Origin of the sequence: Bradyrhizobium sp. HKCCYLS3077, from assembly GCF_051167555.1 — a bacterium.
Taxonomy (GTDB): domain Bacteria; phylum Pseudomonadota; class Alphaproteobacteria; order Rhizobiales; family Xanthobacteraceae; genus Bradyrhizobium.
Window position 1 is genome coordinate 522765 of the sequence record NZ_JBNPTH010000003.1, and the last position, 18052, is coordinate 540816.

The following is an 18052-nucleotide window of genomic DNA, read 5'->3' on the forward strand; positions in this document are numbered from 1 at the left end:
CACGCGTCGATCGGCTGGTGCCCGCCTTGGCTCGCCGCCCTCAATCGCCGCCGGTTCGCGCGGCTGTGACCGATCAAATGCCTGCACCGACCGCGCGGCCAATCTCGTCGATCAGCGTATTCAGTTGCAGGGGTTTCGGCAGGATCGCGATGACGCCGGGGCAGTCGAGCGCACGCCGCTGGTTCTCCTTGGCGTAAGCGGAGATCAGGATGATCGGGATGTGAGGGCCGGATCGCGCGAGATGCTCCGCCAGCTCGAGTCCCGTCATGCCGTCCATCTGCACGTCGCTGACGATGCACTGGGTGTCGGCGAGCGTGTCCGACGTCAGGAACGCCTCGGCGCTGCCGAACAGGCGGGCGCTGTAGCCGACGCTCTCGACCAGCGCCTGCAGCGACTCGCGCACATCGGCATCGTCGTCGATGATGGATAGCAAAGCTCCGGCCAAGACATACTCCTCGCGCTCTCGGCCGAGCCGGGCACTGTCATTCCTGCTCGTTGATGTCAGGGACCTGCGCTGTCGGCTGTGTCCCGACTCCACCAGCCACACTGGACGACCCTCGCCGGTGATGCAACGTTGCAGGGCGAACTGAGCCGACTACCTAGGTATGGGTCAGGGAGAATACGGGTCCGTTGATGCAGTCGGTTGACTTTGGTAGCGTCTGTGCCTGGGCCCATCGTTGGACCCGGACATTCGTCGACGTCCGTCAGGCCGAGCCACGGGAGCAGCAGATGTTCGCAACTCAGCCGCCGGTCACCAGCAAGCGGAGTGTCAAAGCGTTGGCTGCGCCGGTCAAAACGCCCATCGTTCTCGTGGTCGACGACGACGTCGCCGTGCGCGAGAGTCTTGGAGATCTGCTGGCCTCCGTCGACATCGAGACGAAGCTGTTCGGCTCCACCCAGGAGCTTCTCGATGCCGGGCTGCCGGACCGGCCGAGCTGCCTGGTGCTCGACCTTCGCCTGCCGGGCGGCAGCGGGCTGGATCTGCAGGCGCGGCTCGCGGAGATGAATGTCGGCATTCCGATCGTCTTCATCACCGGTCATGGCGACGTGCCCACGTCGGTCCGCGCCATGAAGGCAGGGGCGGTGGATTTCCTGCCAAAGCCGTTCCGCAATCAGGAGCTGCTTGATGCCGTGGTCAAGGCTCTCCGCGACGACCAGGAGCGGCGTGCGAAGGACGACGACCTGGTCGAATTGCGCCAGCTTGCCGAACGGCTGACCGCGCGTGAGCGCGACGTGCTCCGGGGTGTCGGACGCGGCCTGCTCAACAAGCAGATCGCCCACGAACTCGGCGTGTCCGAGATCACCGTGAAGATGCATCGCAGCAGCGCGCGTCGCAAGCTCAAGGCCATGTCGGCGGCCGATATCGTCAGCAAGATCGCGGCGCTCGGCCTCTAGTCGTAGCAAAACGTCGTCGTGCCATCGCACCCGATCCGTCGCGGTCAGGATGGATCCTGCTCCTCGGCGCGCGCAAGGCGGAACGCGAAGCGGGCTCCCGGTGCGTCGTCCCGGTTGGCGCCCGTCAGCGTGCCGCCGAGCGACTGGATGATCGTTCGGCACACCGACAGACCGAGCCCCATGCCGTCCTTCTTGGTCGAGAAGAAGCTGTCGAACAGCCGTTTGGCGACGTGCGGCTCCAGACCGGGCCCGCTGTCGGCCACGCTGCATTCCACCCATTGGTCCCACGAACTCACGTCGATCGTGACGCGCCGGTCGGTCGCGTTGCCCGCGTGGATCGCCTGCATGGCGTTGATCACGAGATTGGCGATCACCTGCTCGAGCTGGGTTCGATCGGCGATCACCAGGCAGGGCGCGCGCGGCGCGCGGAGTTCGAGGGCGATGCGCAGCGCGCGTGCTTCGTGGTCGAGAAAGCTGATCGCGTTCTGCGCAGATTTTGTCACGTCGAGCGGCTGGCGTTCCGGTGCAGAACTCTTGGCCGTATTCCGGATCCGCTCGATGATGCGCGAGGCGCGTTCGGCTTGCCCGACCAGCCGCGTCAGTTGCGTGCGGACCTGATCGAGGTTGGGGGGATCGCGATCGAGCCAGCGCAGCCCGGCCTCGCCGCTCGCGCCGATCGCCGCCAGCGGCTGATTGACCTCGTGCGCGATGGAGGCGGCCAGTTCGCCGAGCATGGAGATCCGCGCGGCATGGGCGAAGTCGGCGCGCAGCCGGGCCTGATCGGCCTCCGCCTTCAGGCGGTCGCCGATCTCGATCAGGCCGGCCAGCGAGAACCGGCCCCTGTCGTGTTCGATGAAGTTCATCGACAGCAGCACGTCCACGACCCGGCCATGCGGCGTGACGATCTGCGTCTCTTCCTCGAACGGCTCCGAGCGGATCGACGCATGCGCCAGCCGCCGCAACGTATCCGGGCGGGAAGCCAGCAGGGAGCCCGCGCGCAGACCGTACAATTCGGCCGGATCGTCGAATCCCAGCAGCTTCGCCGCCCTGAAATTGGCCTCGACGAAAAAGGACGTCCCCGCGATGTGTTGCATGATCTCGGGCCGAGCGCGGAGAATTGCTTCCGGATCCTGACGCTCGTCCTTGCTGAATTCGCGCAGCAATGCCGCCGCGGCATCGGTGTTGACGCGGCACAGCGGCAGCGGCATCAGGCTGAACAGCGCGCGATAATGTTCCCGGCTTTCTTCGAGTGTTCGGTTCGCCAAGGTGAGGGCGCTGATATCGACGATGCCGATGATGACGCGGCCGTCGCCGACGATCTTGGGGTCGAGGCAGGCCGTGAAGATGCTGTGGACCGGACGGCCTTTCAGGGTCGTCATCGTCACCTCGCGACTGAAGCGCGGGGTTTCCGTCAGCCTGGCGATGATGCTGTCGATATAGGTCTCGTAGCTCTCCAGCGGCCAGAACGGAGCGACGCAGTCGAACATGCCGTCGCGATCTCCGTCCCCGAACGTCTCGACGGCGTGATCGTTGGCGTCGATGACCCGCGTCGCTTCCATCAAGCGGCGGACCGTCTCCGGAGATGCGAGCAATCGCGCCCTGATCTCGGCGATGCTGCAATCCCTGAACTGACCGAGAATGGGTCTGACGCCAGTGATGTCGAGCTCCAGGAACGACGTCGGCATGGCATGGAAAAGCGTGCGGTAGCGGTATTCTCCGTCTTCGCGCCAGGTTGATGCCGAAGTCCGATCGCCGAGCAATCGTCCGGTTTCGATGATGTCGACAATCTTTCCCTCATCGTCGCGGCGGATGCTGAATTGAGCATCCACGACGAGCGAGCCGAGATGACGTCCCATCCGGACCACCTGGGTGGTCCAGGTATCGTCGTAGCCGCCGGGCGGCAGTGTCAGTCGCGGGCTGCTGCGGAGCATGTCATCCGCGGCTCGGCCGACGGCTTCCTCCGACGACCAGCCATACAGCCGTTCCGCCGCGCGATTCCAGGCGAGGATCTGGCCCGCGGGATCGCGCACGATCACGCTCTCGCGGGTCAGGTTGAACAGGTCGGGCGGGGCGAAGCGGGGATCAGACGAGATGGTCATGGGCGCGTGCGCAAGCTCTCCGCAATGAACAGGCCACTGAAAATGCCGGGTGCGCGCGGCGTGCTGAAAAATACCTTCAAGTGAACTCTCGCTCGATACCTTTGTCGATGGTCATCCGTAGCTGTGATGTCCCCGGAAGGAGGTTGGATGATCCGGCCACTGACAAACTCCGGTCCTCTCTAGCTGCAAAGATTGCGCCACGGCAATTCAAAAGCATCGTTGCGAGGTCCCGTCCCGATCACGACCTTGCGCATGCACGACCTGCGTCGTCCTCGCATCGCTACGATGGGAAGTGACCGGACAGGCACAGCACATCCGCTGATGTGAGCGGTCAGGATTCGTGCCGAGTCCTCGAGGTCGGTGGTGACCCATAACTCCATATGATCCACAGGCCAGCGAAAAGCAGGCAACAAGGATGGAGACCGTCCGTCCGATCTTACGGCCGCGAATGGCGACAGACATTGCGACTCTCGACGAGATCGCAGCGATCGCTCGCCTTTCATCAGGACCAGCCGAAGCAAGCCTTCGATCCCAACTCGAGATGACCGACATCATGACGCAATTCGAGACATCGCCCAACCGCTACGTCGTCGCATCCGACGGGGTGAAATATGCCTATCGCAAGCTCGGCAAAGCAGGCACGCCGCCGCTCGTGTGCCTTCAGCATTTCACGGGAACGATGGATTCCTGGGACCCTGCCGTGATCGATGCGCTCGCGCAGAACCGTCCGGTCGTCGTGTTCGACAACGCCGGCGTGGGCGTCTCCGGCGGCCAGACGCCCGACAGCGTGGAGCAGATGGCCATCGACGCAGAGGCCTTCATCGGCGCGCTCGATCTCGGCCCGGTCGATCTGTTGGGCTTCTCGCTCGGCGGCTTCATCGCGCAGGCGATGGCCGCGCGCGGCAAGATCGCGGTGCGCAAGATCGCCTCCGTGGGCAGCGCGCCGCAGGGCGGCGAGGAGCATCTGCTCGAGGTCGTCACCGCGGCTTTCGCGCAGAACGCGGCCGATGTCCGTCTTCCGCTGTTCTTCACCGCTTCCGAGCGGAGCCAGGCCGCAGGTCGGGCCTTTGTTGCGCGAGGGGCCAAGCGCACTCACGAACGTGATCCCGAGAGCGGCAAGGAGATCAGCGACGCCCAGGCCAAGGCCATCATCCGCTGGTGCGCCGACAAGACGACGGGGCACGCGCTGCTCAAGCGGATTGCTCAGCCGACCCTGATCGTCCACGGCAGCGACGACACGATGTTTCCGGTGAGCAATGCCTTCGAGATGTTCAAGGCCATGAGCAACGCGACCCTGATCGTCTATCCCGATTCCGCGCATGGCGCGCTGTTCCAATATCCCGAGATGTTCTCGGCGCACGTCGATCTCTTCCTCAACGCTTGAACGCACCTTCGCGCAGACAGGAGCTTTCCATGAACGCCCTCACCACCAAGATCATCCAGGCCCATGGCGATATCGCCGCATGGCGCGACTACACCAGCCTGACCGCCAGGCTGAAGCAGGGCGGCGCCCTCTGGGGCTTGAAGGGACATCCCGGCAAGCTCGACGAGACGTCGGTCACGGTCGGGCTGAAGGAGGAGTGGGCGTCCCACGCTCCGTTCGGCCCCGCCGGAAAAGTCTCGCTGTTTCGTCCCGACTATGTGTCGTTGAAGAACCGTGACGGCGAGGTGCTCGAGGAGCTGCGCAATCCTCGTGCCTCGTTCGCCGGTCACACGCTGGAGACGCCCTGGTCCGAGCTGCAGCTCGCCTACTTCGCCGGCTGTGCGATGTGGACGTATCTGAACCTGCCATTCCTGCTGGCGCGTGACGGTGTTCGCACCGAGACCTTGTCCGACTGGCAGGAAAACGGCGAGACCTGGCAGCGGCTGCGCGTGACTTTCCCGGCCGATGTAGCGACACATAGCACCGTGCAGACGCTCTACGCCGATGGCAACGGCCTCCTGAAGCGGCACGACTACGATGTCGAGATCGCCGGAAATACGCCAGGCGCTCACTACATCTCGGGCTATGCCGAGGTCCAAGGGTTCAAGATCCCGACCTCGCGGAAGATCTATCCACGTACGCCCGATGGCAGCGCGCTGCCGGAGCCACTGGTCGTTTCGATCGATCTCGCCGACATCAGGCTTGCCTGACCTCTCCTGATGCAGCGATCTACGCTTGATCTGGAACCGGGGGGCATCGCTCATGCGGCGCTCGCCCACAGGATTGCCCGGCCTCGGGCGGGCTGCTAGCGTTCGCACGGTGAGGAACGGCGAACGATGACGGATGTGATGACGGAGGCGGAAAAGGCGCAACAGGTGGTGGCTGCGCTGAGATCGGCGGCGGCGAGCCCGCCGGCCGAGGCTTTGCAGACCTTGAACGGCCTGATGGGATTGGTGCGCAGCCCGAGCGCGGCGGCGCCGCTCGAGGTCGAGGACGCGCGCTCCTCGGCCTTCATGTCGATCTGCGAGGTGGGCAAGGCGCTGCACCGGGGCCAGCCGACCGAGGCGCTATGGCCCGCGGCGCAGTCGGCCTGCGAGCGCTGGCTGGCGCTCGCGAAGTGAGCGCAGCGGACAGTCAGGTGAGCGGAGGGCAGGGCGGACGCCAACCCGTTGCGAGCCGCCTGAGCTGGCGCGCGATGACGTCGGCTGATCTGGCCGCGGTCGACCGTATCGCAGCCCGTGTGCATTCCGCTTATCCAGAGGAGCCTGCCGTGTTCGCCGAGCGGCTCCGTCTGCACCCCGCGGGGTGTCGCGTGCTGGTCTCCGACACGGCGGCCATCACGGGCTATGTGATCAGCCATCCCTGGCATCTCGGCAAGCCACCGGCATTGAACGTGCTGATCGCGCAGCTGCCCTTGCCGGCGCAGACCTACTACATCCACGATCTCGCCTTGTTGCCAAAGGCGCGCGGCAGCGGCGCCGCCGCACGAATCGTCGGTGAGCTTGCCGTCCATGCGCTCGAACTCGGCCTTCCCGCGCTGTCACTGGTGGCCGTCAACGGCTCCGTGCCGTTCTGGGAGCAGCAAGGGTTTGCGGTGGACGAGGCGGCCGCGGCCGACGATCGGATCGCCAGCTATGGCGATGATGCGCGGTCGATGATCCGACGTCTCACCTAATTTGGAGTCCGCGGTGACGACCGCGGCGCAACGCAGAACGGCCCGGCACAGCGCCGGGCCGTTGGCTGGTCGACATCATGCCGGTGGAATTATTCCGGCATCGACATCGGCCGTCGCCACATGTCGCGCCGCCGGCTGAAGCGGTTCGCATGCAGCATCCAGCCGGTGACCGGCCGGCCGTCGCGGTGACGGCCGCCGCTCTCTGCCGCCGCCCAGGCGGCGACGGCGCCGAGCAGGAGCGCAGTCGCAACCGAGAACGCCAGGATGACGGTGCCGGCCCGCGTCCGCGAGATCGCGCTCTTGGCCGCGGCGATCACGCCGTCGACTCGCCGCTCGGCGTCGGGGGCCGCCAGGCCGGTGGTACCGGTGACGAGCTGCACCAGATAGGTGCGATCATCGGCGCTGACGCCGCTGTGGCTCGATGCCGTCAGCAGGATACGGCCCGCCTCGCTCCGCGCCGGGGCAAGATCGGGACTCGGCGCCCGCCGCGGCGAGCGGAACAGATGATCGAGTTCGTAGCTCAGTGCCGACGGCTCATTGGCGATCTGGGGAGCGGAGAGCGCATTTGGCCGTGTCGCCGCCGTGGCACCGAGCACCGCCAGCGTCGCGCCCAGCACCACCGCCAGCGACCAGGATGCAACGCCGTGCAGGCCGTCGCGCTTTTCGGTCTCCTCGCTCTCGGCGAGGCCGTGCGGCGCGCGCAGGCGCCCCGCGATGTAGCCGCCGCAACCGAAGCTGATCAGTGCCTGCAGGACCAGATAAAGTCCCGACAGGATCCACAGCGCCACGGAAGCGTCACGCCATGTCGGCGCGGTGGAGCTGACGCCGAGGCCGACCGACATCGCGAAACTGATCAGGATCGACGAGACGGCGGCGGCGGCGAGGGCGCCTGCAATGACAGGGGTCCATTGCAGCGTCCAACTGTCCGCGGGCGCGCGTGCCATCGGCGGCGCGGCGACGGGCTGGGTTTCCATGCTCATGCTGTCGTCTCAGCGCAGGCCGAAGAACGACAACACGGCCATGATGACCACGATCAGGCCAACGAGATAAATCAGTCCGTCCATGGTTTCCTCCTCCAGTTGGACATCGGTCGCCGTATAAGCTGCGGCGAGGCGCAATGTTCCGAACGCGCGCGGGGGAACAGGCGGCGCACGATCGTGCGGCCGAACAGGCCGTCTGTCGCAACAGGGACGTGTCAGGCTTGCAACACACCAGGACAGTGGTTGCGGCGTGCTGCGACGGCCAGGCAGGCCGCCGCGCGTTCTCAACTCGTCGTTCTCAGCTCAAGCGGTGTTGGCGTTCGGTTCGTCGAGAGGCAAGGACTTACCGGTGTTTATCGGTGGGGATAGTAGCCGCGCTGCCGGCCGTAAGCATAGGCCGGGTTGATGCCGCAGCCCGCGTCGGTGCCGGAGGCGGAGGCCAGGCACTGCTGATAGGTGGCGAACTGGCAGTTGCCCGGATATCCCCAGATCCTGCCCTGCAGGCAGTACTGGTCCTGCGCGGCGGAGGCGGGTGAGATCGCGGCGAAGCCGGTCAGCATGGCGGTGGCAGAGAGAGAAGCAAATAGCAGGCGTCGCATACGTTTTTTCCTTGCGTTGAAGGTGTCAGTGAAACGCGGGGGTGCACGGGCCCGTTCCTCGCGGGTTACATTAACTGTTGTGTCCTTGTCACAGCCTTCCGTTCACGCGCGGTGACAAATTGCTCGTGTCCGCCGGCACCGAAGCGGTAACGCTCGTCCCGTTTCGAAGGATCAAGGCGCCTGCATACGTGAGGCCGGAACATTCGTCGAATCCTCCGGTTGCTATCACTCGACAGTGATGGACCGATCCCATGTTTCGCCGCTCCCGGAAATCAGACATCACGCACCAGGACCCAACGGGCTCCTACGGCGCGAGGCGCCCCGGTGGACGAGGGACCGGAGGCATGCTGGCGCTTCTCGGCCTCGCCTTCCTGATCCAATATCTGGAGCAGCGGCCCGAATCGTCGGGGCGTACGCGACACGACGACGGCCGCGGCCGGCTCGCCAACTCGCCGGCGGAGATTTCGGCGCGCGGCTGGAAGGACGTCCTGTTCCGGGTCTATGAGAACCTCACCGAGCATAGGATCGTGGCGCTGGCCGCGGGCATGACGTTCTATACGCTGCTCGCGATCTTCCCCGCGCTGGCGGCGCTAGTGGCGATCTACGGCCTGTTCTCCGATCCGGCCAAGATCACGGGACACCTTGAGCAACTGCAAGGAGTCATGCCCGGCGGAGCCATCGACATCGCGCGCGACCAGCTGACGCGGGTCTCCGCCAACGGTAGCCAGGCGCTCGGCATCACTTTTCTGGTGAGCCTTGCGATCTCGCTATGGAGCGCCAATGCGGCGATGAAGTCGCTGTTCGACACGCTGAACGTCGTCTATCGCGAGCCGGAGCGGCGCGGCTTCTTCAAGCTGAACGCGATCTCACTGCTGTTCACCGGCGGCGCCATCCTGTTCGCGCTGCTCGCCATCGGCGCCGTCGTCGTGCTTCCCGTGCTGTTGAACACTCTCGGCCTGTCCGAGGTCGGCGATCTCGTGCTGCGGATCGGCCGTTGGCCCGCGATCTTCGTCTGCGTCTCGCTCGGGCTGGCGCTGATCTACCGCTACGGACCGGACCGTGAGGAGCCGAAATGGCGCTGGATCAGCTGGGGCAGCGCGCTGGCGGCAGCGCTGTGGCTCGCCGGATCGGCGCTGTTCTCCTGGTATGCAGCAAATTTCGGCAGCTTCAACGCGACCTATGGGTCGCTGGGCGCCGCGATCGGCTTCATGACCTGGATCTGGATCTCGGCGATCGTGGTCCTGATCGGCGGCGAGCTCGATGCCGAGCTCGAGCATCAGACCACGCGCGATACGACGACCGGCCCCGAGAAGCCGCTCGGCGCCCGCGGTGCCACGATGGCGGACACCGTCGGACGTTCCGCCTAGACGGCCGTTTTCAAGGCGCCGGCACCGCCGTCATCGCGAGCGCAGCGAAGCGATCCAGGGGCAACACAGAGCGTGTGCATTTTGGCCCCTGGATTGCTTCGCTGCGCTCGCAATGACGATGGTTGGCAGTGTGCCCCCTCCCAAGTCTGTCATCGTCCGCGAAGGCGGACGATCCAGTACGCCGTGACACCTCGGCCTCATATTCGCTGCCGCGGAGTACTGGATGTTCCGCCGGAGCTTGTCATCCGGCCAGCCGGAGGCCGGAGGAACATGACGGCCTTGCAGACGGCGAAAGCTCAATCGGAAACAACCGCCATGCTCATTGCCTGATCGTCTCAGAACGTCGGCGCGATCGGCGTGATCCGCCCGAGATGCTGCTCGATGATGTCGGCCGCGTCGAGCACGACGTCCTCGCGAAAGCGCCGTCCGACCAGTTGAACACCTGTCGGCAGGCCGTCATGCAGCCCGGTCGGCACCGAGATCGCGGGAAGTCCAAGCACCGGGATCGCAAAGCACGGCGCCTGCGCCGCCACGATCTCGTAGAACGACTCGCGGCTTGCGACGTCTGCGCCGTGCTTGAACGGCGGCGCGAGCGAGACCGGACACAGCAACAGCGGCGTTTTATCGAAGAACGCATTCCACTTGCGCAGCCACGTCGCGCTCCGCGTCAGCGCGTCCATGTAGTCGACGGCGGAGGGGCGCGGCGCGTCGTCCATGTGCCACTTCATCGCGCGCTTGATGCCGTCGTCGCCATAGGCATAGACCGCCTCCAGCATGCGCGGCGCTTCGGCGCGCGACAGGATGTGCCAGTCTTCCATGATCGCGGCCATCTCAGGCGGATCGAGCTCCTCGATCACATAGCCTGCGGCCGCAAGCGCATCCGCTGCGCGCTGCAGCGCCGCGGCATTATGGGCGTGAACACCGCTCTTCACCGGATCGCGCGACAGCGCCACGCGCATCGGCCGCCGCAGCGGCGCGCCCGCGAGCGGCGCCGGCACCCACCAGGAATCGCGGTGATCGCCCTGTGCCATCACCGACAGCGCGAGCCTGGCATCGGCGACGCTCCGTGTGATCGGGCCCTGGACCGACATCCATTGCAGCGACAATGCGCGTTCCACCTTGGCAGACGGATTGAACGCGGGAACGCGGCCGAAGCTTGGACGCAGACCCACCGTCCCCGTGCACCAGGCCGGATAGCGCACCGAGCCGGCGAGATCGTTGGCATGGCCGATCGGCGTGATGCCGGCGGCAACGCTCGCCGATGCACCGCCGCTGGAGCCGCCCGGCGTATGCTCCGGCGACCAGGGATTGAGCGTGCGGCCAAACAGATCGTTCTCGGTCGCCCAGCGCGAGGAGAACGCCGGCGTGTTGGTGCGGCCGATGATGACGGCGCCGGCCTTGCGAATATTCGCAACGACGGGCGCATCCTCGGCCGCGATGTTGTCCTTGAAGGCGACGACGCCGTTGCTGTTGGCCTGGCCGATCTGATCGACATTGGTCTTGATGGTGATCGGCACGCCATGCAGCGCACCGAGCGCCTCGCCGCGTGCGACGGCGGCATCGGCGGCATCCGCCGCTGCGAGAGCCTCGGCGCCGAGATCGACCACCACGGCATTGAGCTTAGGATTGACCTCGGCCATGCGCGCCAGCGACGCCTGCACGGCCTCGCGGCTCGACAGTCTGCCGGCGCGGATGGCGCGGGCGAGATCGACGGCGTTCCAGCGCCAGAGCTCGTTGGATTGTGCGGTCATGAGACGGTCCATTACGGCGCGAGAGTTGGGGTGGACTCGGCGGCGGCGTGCTCGATCGCGGCCGCTGCATCAAGGACGAGGTCCTCGCGGAAGCGCGGACCGATGATCTGGACGCCGATCGGAATGCCCTCATGCACGCCGGTCGGCACGCTGATCGAGGGCAGCCCGAGGAAGGCGGTCGCGAACAGGAACACATGCGAGCGGTACAACCGATCGACGCTGGCAGCGCTCTCGACATCGACGCCGTAGGGCAGGGCGGTCTCCATCGCCACCGGGCACAGCACCAGCGGATGATCCTGCATGAACAGCTGCCAGCGCCGCAGATAGGTCGCCCGCGCCGAGGACAGCCGGATCAGGCTGCCGACGTCGAGCTCCGGCGTGCGATTCATCATCAGCTCGAAGGCGCGCCGCGCCAGCGCGTCGCCATGCTCAGCGACCTGCGCGGCAATCGTCACGCGCGACTCGCCTTGGGCAAAGTCGTTCCACGCGGTGGCCGCGGCGGCGACATCGGGCGGATCACGCCACGTCACCTCGTAGCCCGCATTGTGCAGAATGTGCGCGGCCTTGCGCACGGCGGCCTCGACTTCCGGGGCTATTCCGACACCAGCGGGATCGAGGCAGACGGCGACGCCGGGATGATCGATGCGCGGGCCGTCGAGCGGCATCGCGATATGCCAGGGATCGCGCGGATCGGGCGCGGCCATGGCGGCGAGAGCCAGCCGTGCGTCCTCGACATTGCGCGTGATCGCGCCCTGCACCGAGATCAGTTGCAGCGACAATTGCCGCTCCGATCGCGCGGTCCCGTTGAAGGCCGGCACACGGCCGAATGACGGCCGCAGGCCGACGGTGCCGGTGCAATAGGCGGGATAGCGGATCGAGCCGCCGCCGTCATTGCCGTGCGCGATGGCGCACATGCCGGTGGCCGCGGCGACCGCCGCGCCGCCGCTCGATCCGCCCGGCGTGCGGTCGGGCCGCCACGGGTTGAGCGTGCGGCCGTGCAGGTCGTTGTCGGTGAACCAGCGCATCGAGAACGCCGGCGTGTTGGTGCGGCCGATGATGACGGCGCCGGCGCGCCGCAGATTGGCGACGACGGGCGCGTCGTCCTTGGCGATGTTGTCCTTGAAGGCGACGACGCCGTTGGTGGTCGGCAATCCCCGCTGGTCGACGTTGATCTTCGTCGTTACCGGCACGCCATGCAAAGGTCCGAGCGCCGCACCCGCCGCCACCATGCGGTCGGCGAGGTCAGCTGCTTCGAGCGCACTCTCGTGCTGCACCGAGACCACGGCATTGAGCTCGGGATTGAGTGCGGCGATGCGGTCGAGGCTCGCGCTGACGGCCTCGCGGCTCGTGATCTCCTTGGTGCGAATGGCGGCGGCAAGTTGCGTGGCCGACCAGCGCCACAGCGGCGTATCCATGCGTAGCAAACCTTATGCGATCAGGAGGATTTGGGAGCGGGGCGTCGCGCGAGGGTGCGCGCGTGCAGCGGCACGATGAACTGCTCGGCCTGTTCGATATGCGCCAGCATCAGCCGCTTGACCTTGGCGCGGTCGCCCTTGCGCAGAGCGGCGACGATCGCCGCATGCGCCGTGCAATTGGCGTGGACGAAGGCGCGTTCGTCCGGCGCATGCGTCGGCGATGGCGCGGTGCCGGCCACCGCGCTGCGGATGACCTCGTTGACGAAGCGAGCCATCATCGCCAGCAGCGGGTTCGGGCAGGCTTCCGCCAGGATCTCGTGGAATTCGATTTCTGCCGCGCGTTGAGCGGCCCAGGCATGGATGTCGTGATCGTCGAGCACGGCGATGCTGGCCTGAAGCCGCGCGAAATGGCTGTCGCTGAGATGACCGACGACGCTCTCGGCCAGCGCCGGCTCGACCAGCTTGCGCACGGCATAGATCTGCTCGGCCTCGAGGGCCTGAAAATGGAAGAAGCTGCGCATGTAGTCGAACACGCGTTCCTCTTCGATCGCGCGCACCCGGACGCCGCCGCGCGGGCCGGGCACCGAGCAGATCATGCCCTGGAATTCCAGCGACTTCAGCGCCTCCCGCACCGATCCGCGGCTGGCGCCGAACTCCGCCATCAGCTCCTTCTCGCCGGGCAATGCATCGTCCGGCGCCATCGCCCCCTCCATGATCCGCGCCCGCAAGGCGCGCGCGATGCGTTCGGGAGTCTTGGCGGCAGGGCGCTTGTTGATGGTCATGATCATCATAATGATCATGATGAATTAGGGTGTCAAGGCGGGTTTCGTCCGGGTCGTGAGCGAGCAGACTTCGATCGCGCCACGACCCCGCTGCGCTCCCCTCCCCCTTGCGGGGAGGGGTCGGGGGTGGGGGTCCCCGGAAAAAGTGCCGATAAGACCTAACCTCTCCCGCGAGCTAAGCGTTGATGTCTGCCGCTTGCGTCGCGTGCCCCACATTCCGCTCCGAGCAAGTCACCCCCACCCCCAACCCCTCCCCGCAAGGGGGAGGGGAGCTGACCGCCATCGCGGCGCTAGGAACTCTCACCAGACACAAGCGTCTCCCACCGCCTGCGGTGCCAGTGTCGGTTCCGCGGGAACCCAGAGCGGCTTCATCGTGTTCCTGTCTGGCCGGTCGAACCCTGCGGTTCGCCCCGGCCGGGTGATTGCCGTTGAGTTCATTGTCACGACGGAGCTTTGCATGACGGAGGAGCCTGTTCGCGAGAGCGATAATGGCGGCCCCGGCGATCTGCCGCGCGTTTCCACCGGGAGTGACGGCCTCGACGACATCCTCGGCGGCGGCTTCGATCCCAATCGCCTCTATCTCTATGAGGGCCGGCCAGGGACCGGAAAGACCACCATCGCGCTGCAATTCCTGCTGAAGGGAGTGAGCCTCGGCGAGCGCGTGCTCTACATCACCCTGTCGGAGACGGGCCGCGAACTCGACCTGGTGGCGCGACGGCACGGCTGGTCGCTGACTGGTGTCGACATTTTCGAACTGGTGCCGCCGGAGACCACGCTGGATCCGGAACGCGAGCTGACGGTGTTTCATCCGGCCGAGGTCGAACTCAGCGAAACCACGGGCCTGATGTTCGCCGAGGTCGAACGGATCAATCCGAGCCGCGTCGTGATCGACAGCCTGTCCGAGCTGCGCCTGCTCGCGCAGAGCCCGCTGCGTTATCGCCGTCAGGTGCTTGCCCTGAAGCACTTCTTCGCCAGACGCAGATGCACCGTCATCCTGCTCGACGATCTCTCCTCGTCGCAGGACGATCTCCAGCTGCATTCCGTTGCGCACGGGGTCGTGATGCTGGAGCAGCTCGCCATCGACTATGGCGCGGAGCGGCGCAGGCTGCGTGTGATCAAGATGCGCGGCATCGCGTTTCGCGGCGGCTACCATGATTTCACCATCGAGGCCGGCGGGCTGAAGATCTATCCTCGCCTGGTCGCGGCCGAGCATCATCGGAATTTCACCGGTGATTTCACGCCGAGCGGCAATGCGGAGCTCGACCAGTTGCTCGGCGGCGGGCTCGAGCGTGGCACCAATGCGCTGCTGATCGGTGCGGCCGGCGTCGGCAAGTCGTCGGTGGCGATGCTCTATGCGATCGCGGCCGCGCAACGCGGCGAGCATGCGGTGTTGTTCGCCTTCGACGAGGGCCGCGGCACCGTGGAGGCGCGCGCGCGGACACTCGGCCTTGCGCTCGACGATCATATCGAATCCGGCCGCATCCGTTTCCAGCAGATCGATCCGGCCGAGCTGTCGCCGGGCGAGTTCGGCGCCATCGTCCGCGACAGCGTCGAGCGGGACAACGCCCGCGTCGTCATCATCGACAGTCTCAACGGCTATCTCAATGCCATGCCGGACGAGCGCTTTCTCATCCTGCAGATGCACGAGCTTCTGACCTATCTCGGCCAGCAGGGCGTGCTGACCATCCTGGTTCTGGCGCAGCACGGGATGGTCGGGCCGATGGATACGCCGCTCGACATCAGCTATCTCAGCGATGCCGTGCTGATGCTGCGCTATTTCGAGGCGGGGGGTAACGTCCGGCGTGCCATGTCGGTGGTCAAGAAGCGCAGCGGTCACCACGAGCATAGCATCCGAGAATTCCGCATGAGCAGCGCCGGCATCAGCCTGGGCCCGCCGCTCAAGGCGTTCAGCGGCATCTTCGCGGGCAGTCCGCAATATACCGGCACCGACATTCCCGAGACGAGCATGCCAGATGAGCGCTGAGCGGGATCACCGCGTTCTCGTTTTCGCGCCGATCGGCCGCGACGGCCCGGCCTCGGCGGAGCTGCTGCGCAGCGCGCGGATCGCGACGGCCGTTTGCCGCGACCTGTCGGAGCTCATCACGGAGATGAGCGCTGGCGTCGGCGCGGTGGTCGTGGCCGAAGAGGGGCTGTTCGCCAAGGCCACTGCGCCGCTGCGGCAATGGGCGGAGCGGCAGCCGCCCTGGTCCGACCTGCCGTTCATCGTACTGACCAGCCATCGTGAGCAGCGCGCTGTCGTGTCGTGGCGGCGCGAGCTGGTCCATGCGCTGCGCAACGTGTCGCTGCTGGAACGGCCGATCCAGCCGATCACGTTGACCAGCGCGGTGCAGTCGGCGTTGCGCGCCCGCCGCCGACAGTATGAGATCCGCGCCTTGATCGACGCGCGCGAACAGTCGGCGCAGCAGCTCGAGCTGCTCGTCGTCGAGCGCACCCGCGCGCTGGCAGAATCCAACGAACATCTGCGCGTCGAGATGGCCGAGCGCGCCCGCGTCGAGGAGACGCTGCGGCAGGCGCAGAAGATCGAGGCGATCGGCCGTCTCACCGGCGGCGTCGCCCACGACTTCAACAATCTTCTGATGGTGATCTCCGGCGGCCTCGACATGCTCGACCGTCAGAGCGATCCGGCGCGGCGGCGGCGCCTGATGGACGGCATGATCCAGGCGGCGCAGCGCGGCGCGAGCCTCACGCGTCAGCTGCTCGCCTTCTCGCGCCGGCAGGAGCTGCGGCCGGAGCCGGTCGACATCGCCCGCCAGATCGGCGGCATGCGCGAGCTGCTCGACCGCAGCCTGCGCGGCGACGTGCACGTGAAGTTCGAATTTCCCGACAATCTGTGGCCGGTCGAGGTCGATCCCGGCGAGCTCGAACTCGTCGTGCTCAACCTCGCCGTCAACGCCCGGGACGCGATGCCGAGCGGCGGCACGATCGTGGTGCGCGCGGAGAATCTTCGCGATCTCGACGACGATGAACTGGCCGGCGACTATGTCCGCCTGTCGGTGATCGACACCGGCACCGGGATGAGCGACGAGGTGCGCGTGCGGGTGTTCGAGCCGTTCTTCACCACCAAGGACATCGGCAAGGGCTCGGGACTTGGCCTGGCGCAGGTCTATGGCTTCGTGACCCAGTCGCGCGGCAGCGTGCGGATCGACTCGGCGATCGGCAATGGCACGACGATCGCATTGTATCTGCCGCGATCCACCCAGGCCGCATCCAAGGATCAGCATCATCTGGTCGATCTCGACCGGCCGCGCCCGCGCCGCCCCGACGAAGGCCGGGTCCTGCTGGTCGAGGACGACGACGAGGTCGCCGCGCTCGTCAGCGAGATGCTGCGCCAGCTCGGCTACGACGTGACGCGCGCTGCGAGCGCTGCGGCCGCGCTCGGCGCGCTGGCCGATGGCCGCAACGTGGATCTGGTGTTCTCCGACGTCATGATGCCCGGCGGCATGAATGGCGTCGATCTCGCCCGCGAGATCCAGAAGCGGCGCGTCGACATGCCGATCCTGCTGACATCGGGCTATTCCGGCGCCGCCGTGCACGCCGCGCGGGAGGCGGGGGTTCGGATCCTGCCGAAGCCCTATCGGATCGACGAGCTCGCCGCCGCGCTGGATGCGGTGAAGGTGGAGAACGTCTGGTCGCGTGCGCGCACGTCCTGATTAGTTGAGCAACGCAGCTATCGATAATCAAGCGTCAGCTCTGCGTTTTTCGCTCACCGCATTTTGATGTGCCGCAATGGCTGCTGCTCCCCCCGCTGCAATAGTAGGCGCAGACGGAAAGGAGTTGAAAACCATGTGGCTCACCAAGGACGACTTCCGCATCAAGGCGGAGAATTTCGATCTCTCGAATGGCCTGAACATCCTTCGCATTATCTGCGGTTTGTTTCTGTTTCCCCATGTCGCCGGCAAGTTCGCCGCCGGCACCGTGTCGGCCGCGACCGCTGGCTTCTTCGCCAAGGCCGGCTTTCATCCGCCGGAGATCTGGGTGGTGATCGCCGCCGCGTCCGAATGCGCTGCCGGTGTTGCGCTGGTGCTCGGCATCTGCACGCGCTTCGCCGCGCTCGGCGCCACCGCGCTGCTGCTGTTCGCGGTCTATGCCCTGCAGGTCGTGAAGGGCTTCGGCTGGACCTGGAATACCGGCGGCTATGAATACCCCGTGTTCTGGGCGATCACTTCGCTGGTCGTCGCGATCGAGGCCTGGAAGGTGCACCTCGCCCAGGCCAAGCCCCGCGCCGGCGTGCTGCCGGCCCGTGCGGCGGCGTGAGATCGCCCCTTCACTTCACCATCTGCGATTGCAAGGGAGCCGCCCCATGGGCGGCTCTCGCGTTTGATACTCCGTCAGCTCCGCGCGATCAGCACCGACACCGTCACGCGTCCGACGGGGCCATGGTCGGAGCTGACCTCCAGGCTGACATTGGTCAATGCAAGGTCGAGCCGGTCCCGCGCGATCGCGAGGGCGGTGTCCGCCGTCTCCCGCAGCGCCGTCTCGACGTCCGGAAGCTCGACGGCGTCGCCGGGCATTTCGCCGGGATGTGTGACATAGAAGCGCATCTCG

The 18052-nt window shown here is 66.3% G+C and carries 18 protein-coding genes; 9 read left to right on the forward strand and 9 right to left on the reverse strand.

Going from position 1 to position 18052, the window contains the following annotated elements; all coding sequences use genetic code 11:
- Positions 1–73: 73 nt before the first annotated feature.
- On the reverse strand, positions 74–445 hold the full coding sequence (locus ACQR0Z_RS14235; RefSeq protein ID WP_434919008.1) for a response regulator transcription factor: 372 nt from the start codon (positions 443–445) through the stop codon (positions 74–76).
- 284 nt (positions 446–729) lie between these two features.
- Here ACQR0Z_RS14235 and ACQR0Z_RS14240 point away from each other — a divergent pair, with 284 nt between their 5' ends.
- Positions 730–1395: a response regulator transcription factor gene (locus ACQR0Z_RS14240; RefSeq protein ID WP_434919009.1), complete on the forward strand. Its 666-nt coding sequence runs from the start codon at positions 730–732 to the stop codon at positions 1393–1395.
- 44 nt (positions 1396–1439) lie between these two features.
- Here the strand turns inward: ACQR0Z_RS14240 and ACQR0Z_RS14245 are convergent, their stop codons facing one another.
- Positions 1440–3494, reverse strand: coding sequence for an ATP-binding protein (locus tag ACQR0Z_RS14245; RefSeq protein WP_434919010.1), 2055 nt, complete (start codon positions 3492–3494; stop codon positions 1440–1442).
- A 541-nt stretch (positions 3495–4035) separates the two neighbouring features.
- Here ACQR0Z_RS14245 and ACQR0Z_RS14250 point away from each other — a divergent pair.
- The 4 genes from ACQR0Z_RS14250 to ACQR0Z_RS14265 all read left to right on the forward strand — a co-directional run bounded on the left by ACQR0Z_RS14250 (position 4036) and on the right by ACQR0Z_RS14265 (position 6592).
- The gene (locus ACQR0Z_RS14250; protein ID WP_434919011.1) at positions 4036–4878 is read left to right on the forward strand and encodes an alpha/beta fold hydrolase; all 843 of its coding nucleotides are present in this window, start codon (positions 4036–4038) and stop codon (positions 4876–4878) included.
- 29 nt (positions 4879–4907) lie between these two features.
- A complete protein-coding gene (locus tag ACQR0Z_RS14255) occupies positions 4908–5627 on the forward strand; it encodes a hypothetical protein (RefSeq protein ID WP_434856983.1) in 720 nt (239 codons plus the stop codon).
- 138 nt (positions 5628–5765) lie between these two features.
- Complete coding sequence (locus ACQR0Z_RS14260) at positions 5766–6038, forward strand: hypothetical protein (RefSeq protein ID WP_434919317.1); 273 nt, start codon at positions 5766–5768, stop codon at positions 6036–6038.
- Between the two features lie 74 nt (positions 6039–6112).
- Positions 6113–6592 carry a GNAT family N-acetyltransferase gene (locus tag ACQR0Z_RS14265; protein ID WP_434919012.1) on the forward strand — a complete coding sequence of 160 codons (480 nt, stop codon included), beginning with the start codon at positions 6113–6115 and terminating at the stop codon, positions 6590–6592.
- An 89-nt stretch (positions 6593–6681) separates the two neighbouring features.
- Here the strand turns inward: ACQR0Z_RS14265 and ACQR0Z_RS14270 are convergent, their stop codons facing one another.
- From ACQR0Z_RS14270 to ACQR0Z_RS14280, 3 genes are all read right to left on the reverse strand, one after another.
- Positions 6682–7572, reverse strand: coding sequence for a hypothetical protein (locus tag ACQR0Z_RS14270; protein ID WP_434919013.1), 891 nt, complete (start codon positions 7570–7572; stop codon positions 6682–6684).
- Between the two features lie 9 nt (positions 7573–7581).
- Positions 7582–7710 (reverse strand): hypothetical protein, encoded by a 129-nt coding sequence (locus tag ACQR0Z_RS14275; protein WP_434856980.1) that lies wholly within the window; start codon positions 7708–7710, stop codon positions 7582–7584.
- Between the two features lie 215 nt (positions 7711–7925).
- A complete protein-coding gene (locus ACQR0Z_RS14280; RefSeq protein ID WP_434856979.1) occupies positions 7926–8171 on the reverse strand; it encodes a DUF3551 domain-containing protein in 246 nt (81 codons plus the stop codon).
- 344 nt (positions 8172–8515) lie between these two features.
- Here ACQR0Z_RS14280 and ACQR0Z_RS14285 point away from each other — a divergent pair, with 344 nt between their 5' ends.
- The gene (locus tag ACQR0Z_RS14285; RefSeq protein ID WP_434919014.1) at positions 8516–9538 is read left to right on the forward strand and encodes a YihY/virulence factor BrkB family protein; all 1023 of its coding nucleotides are present in this window, start codon (positions 8516–8518) and stop codon (positions 9536–9538) included.
- Positions 9539–9873: 335 nt separating this feature from the next.
- Here the strand turns inward: ACQR0Z_RS14285 and ACQR0Z_RS14290 are convergent, their stop codons facing one another.
- The 3 genes from ACQR0Z_RS14290 to ACQR0Z_RS14300 are packed head-to-tail and all read right to left on the reverse strand — an operon-like array spanning position 9874 to position 13486.
- Positions 9874–11289, reverse strand: a complete 1416-nt coding sequence (locus tag ACQR0Z_RS14290) for an amidase (RefSeq protein WP_434919015.1) — start codon at positions 11287–11289, stop codon at positions 9874–9876.
- A gap of 11 nt (positions 11290–11300) precedes the next feature.
- Positions 11301–12704, reverse strand: a complete 1404-nt coding sequence (locus ACQR0Z_RS14295) for an amidase (RefSeq protein WP_434919016.1) — start codon at positions 12702–12704, stop codon at positions 11301–11303.
- A gap of 20 nt (positions 12705–12724) precedes the next feature.
- On the reverse strand, positions 12725–13486 hold the full coding sequence (locus ACQR0Z_RS14300; protein WP_434919017.1) for a FadR/GntR family transcriptional regulator: 762 nt from the start codon (positions 13484–13486) through the stop codon (positions 12725–12727).
- A 457-nt stretch (positions 13487–13943) separates the two neighbouring features.
- Between ACQR0Z_RS14300 and ACQR0Z_RS14305 the strand changes: the two genes are divergently transcribed.
- The 3 genes from ACQR0Z_RS14305 (at position 13944) to ACQR0Z_RS14315 (ending at position 17761) form a co-directional block, all read left to right on the forward strand.
- Positions 13944–15470: an ATPase domain-containing protein gene (locus ACQR0Z_RS14305; RefSeq protein WP_434919018.1), complete on the forward strand. Its 1527-nt coding sequence runs from the start codon at positions 13944–13946 to the stop codon at positions 15468–15470.
- Positions 15460–17157, forward strand: a complete 1698-nt coding sequence (locus ACQR0Z_RS14310) for a response regulator (RefSeq protein ID WP_434919019.1) — start codon at positions 15460–15462, stop codon at positions 17155–17157. The genes ACQR0Z_RS14305 and ACQR0Z_RS14310 overlap by 11 nt, the downstream gene beginning before the upstream one ends.
- 133 nt (positions 17158–17290) lie before the next feature.
- Complete coding sequence (locus ACQR0Z_RS14315) at positions 17291–17761, forward strand: DoxX family protein (RefSeq protein ID WP_434856972.1); 471 nt, start codon at positions 17291–17293, stop codon at positions 17759–17761.
- Between the two features lie 74 nt (positions 17762–17835).
- Here ACQR0Z_RS14315 and ACQR0Z_RS14320 read toward each other — a convergent pair whose 3' ends face one another.
- On the reverse strand, positions 17836–18048 hold the full coding sequence (locus ACQR0Z_RS14320; RefSeq protein WP_434878765.1) for a hypothetical protein: 213 nt from the start codon (positions 18046–18048) through the stop codon (positions 17836–17838).
- Between the last annotated feature and the right edge of the window lie 4 nt (positions 18049–18052).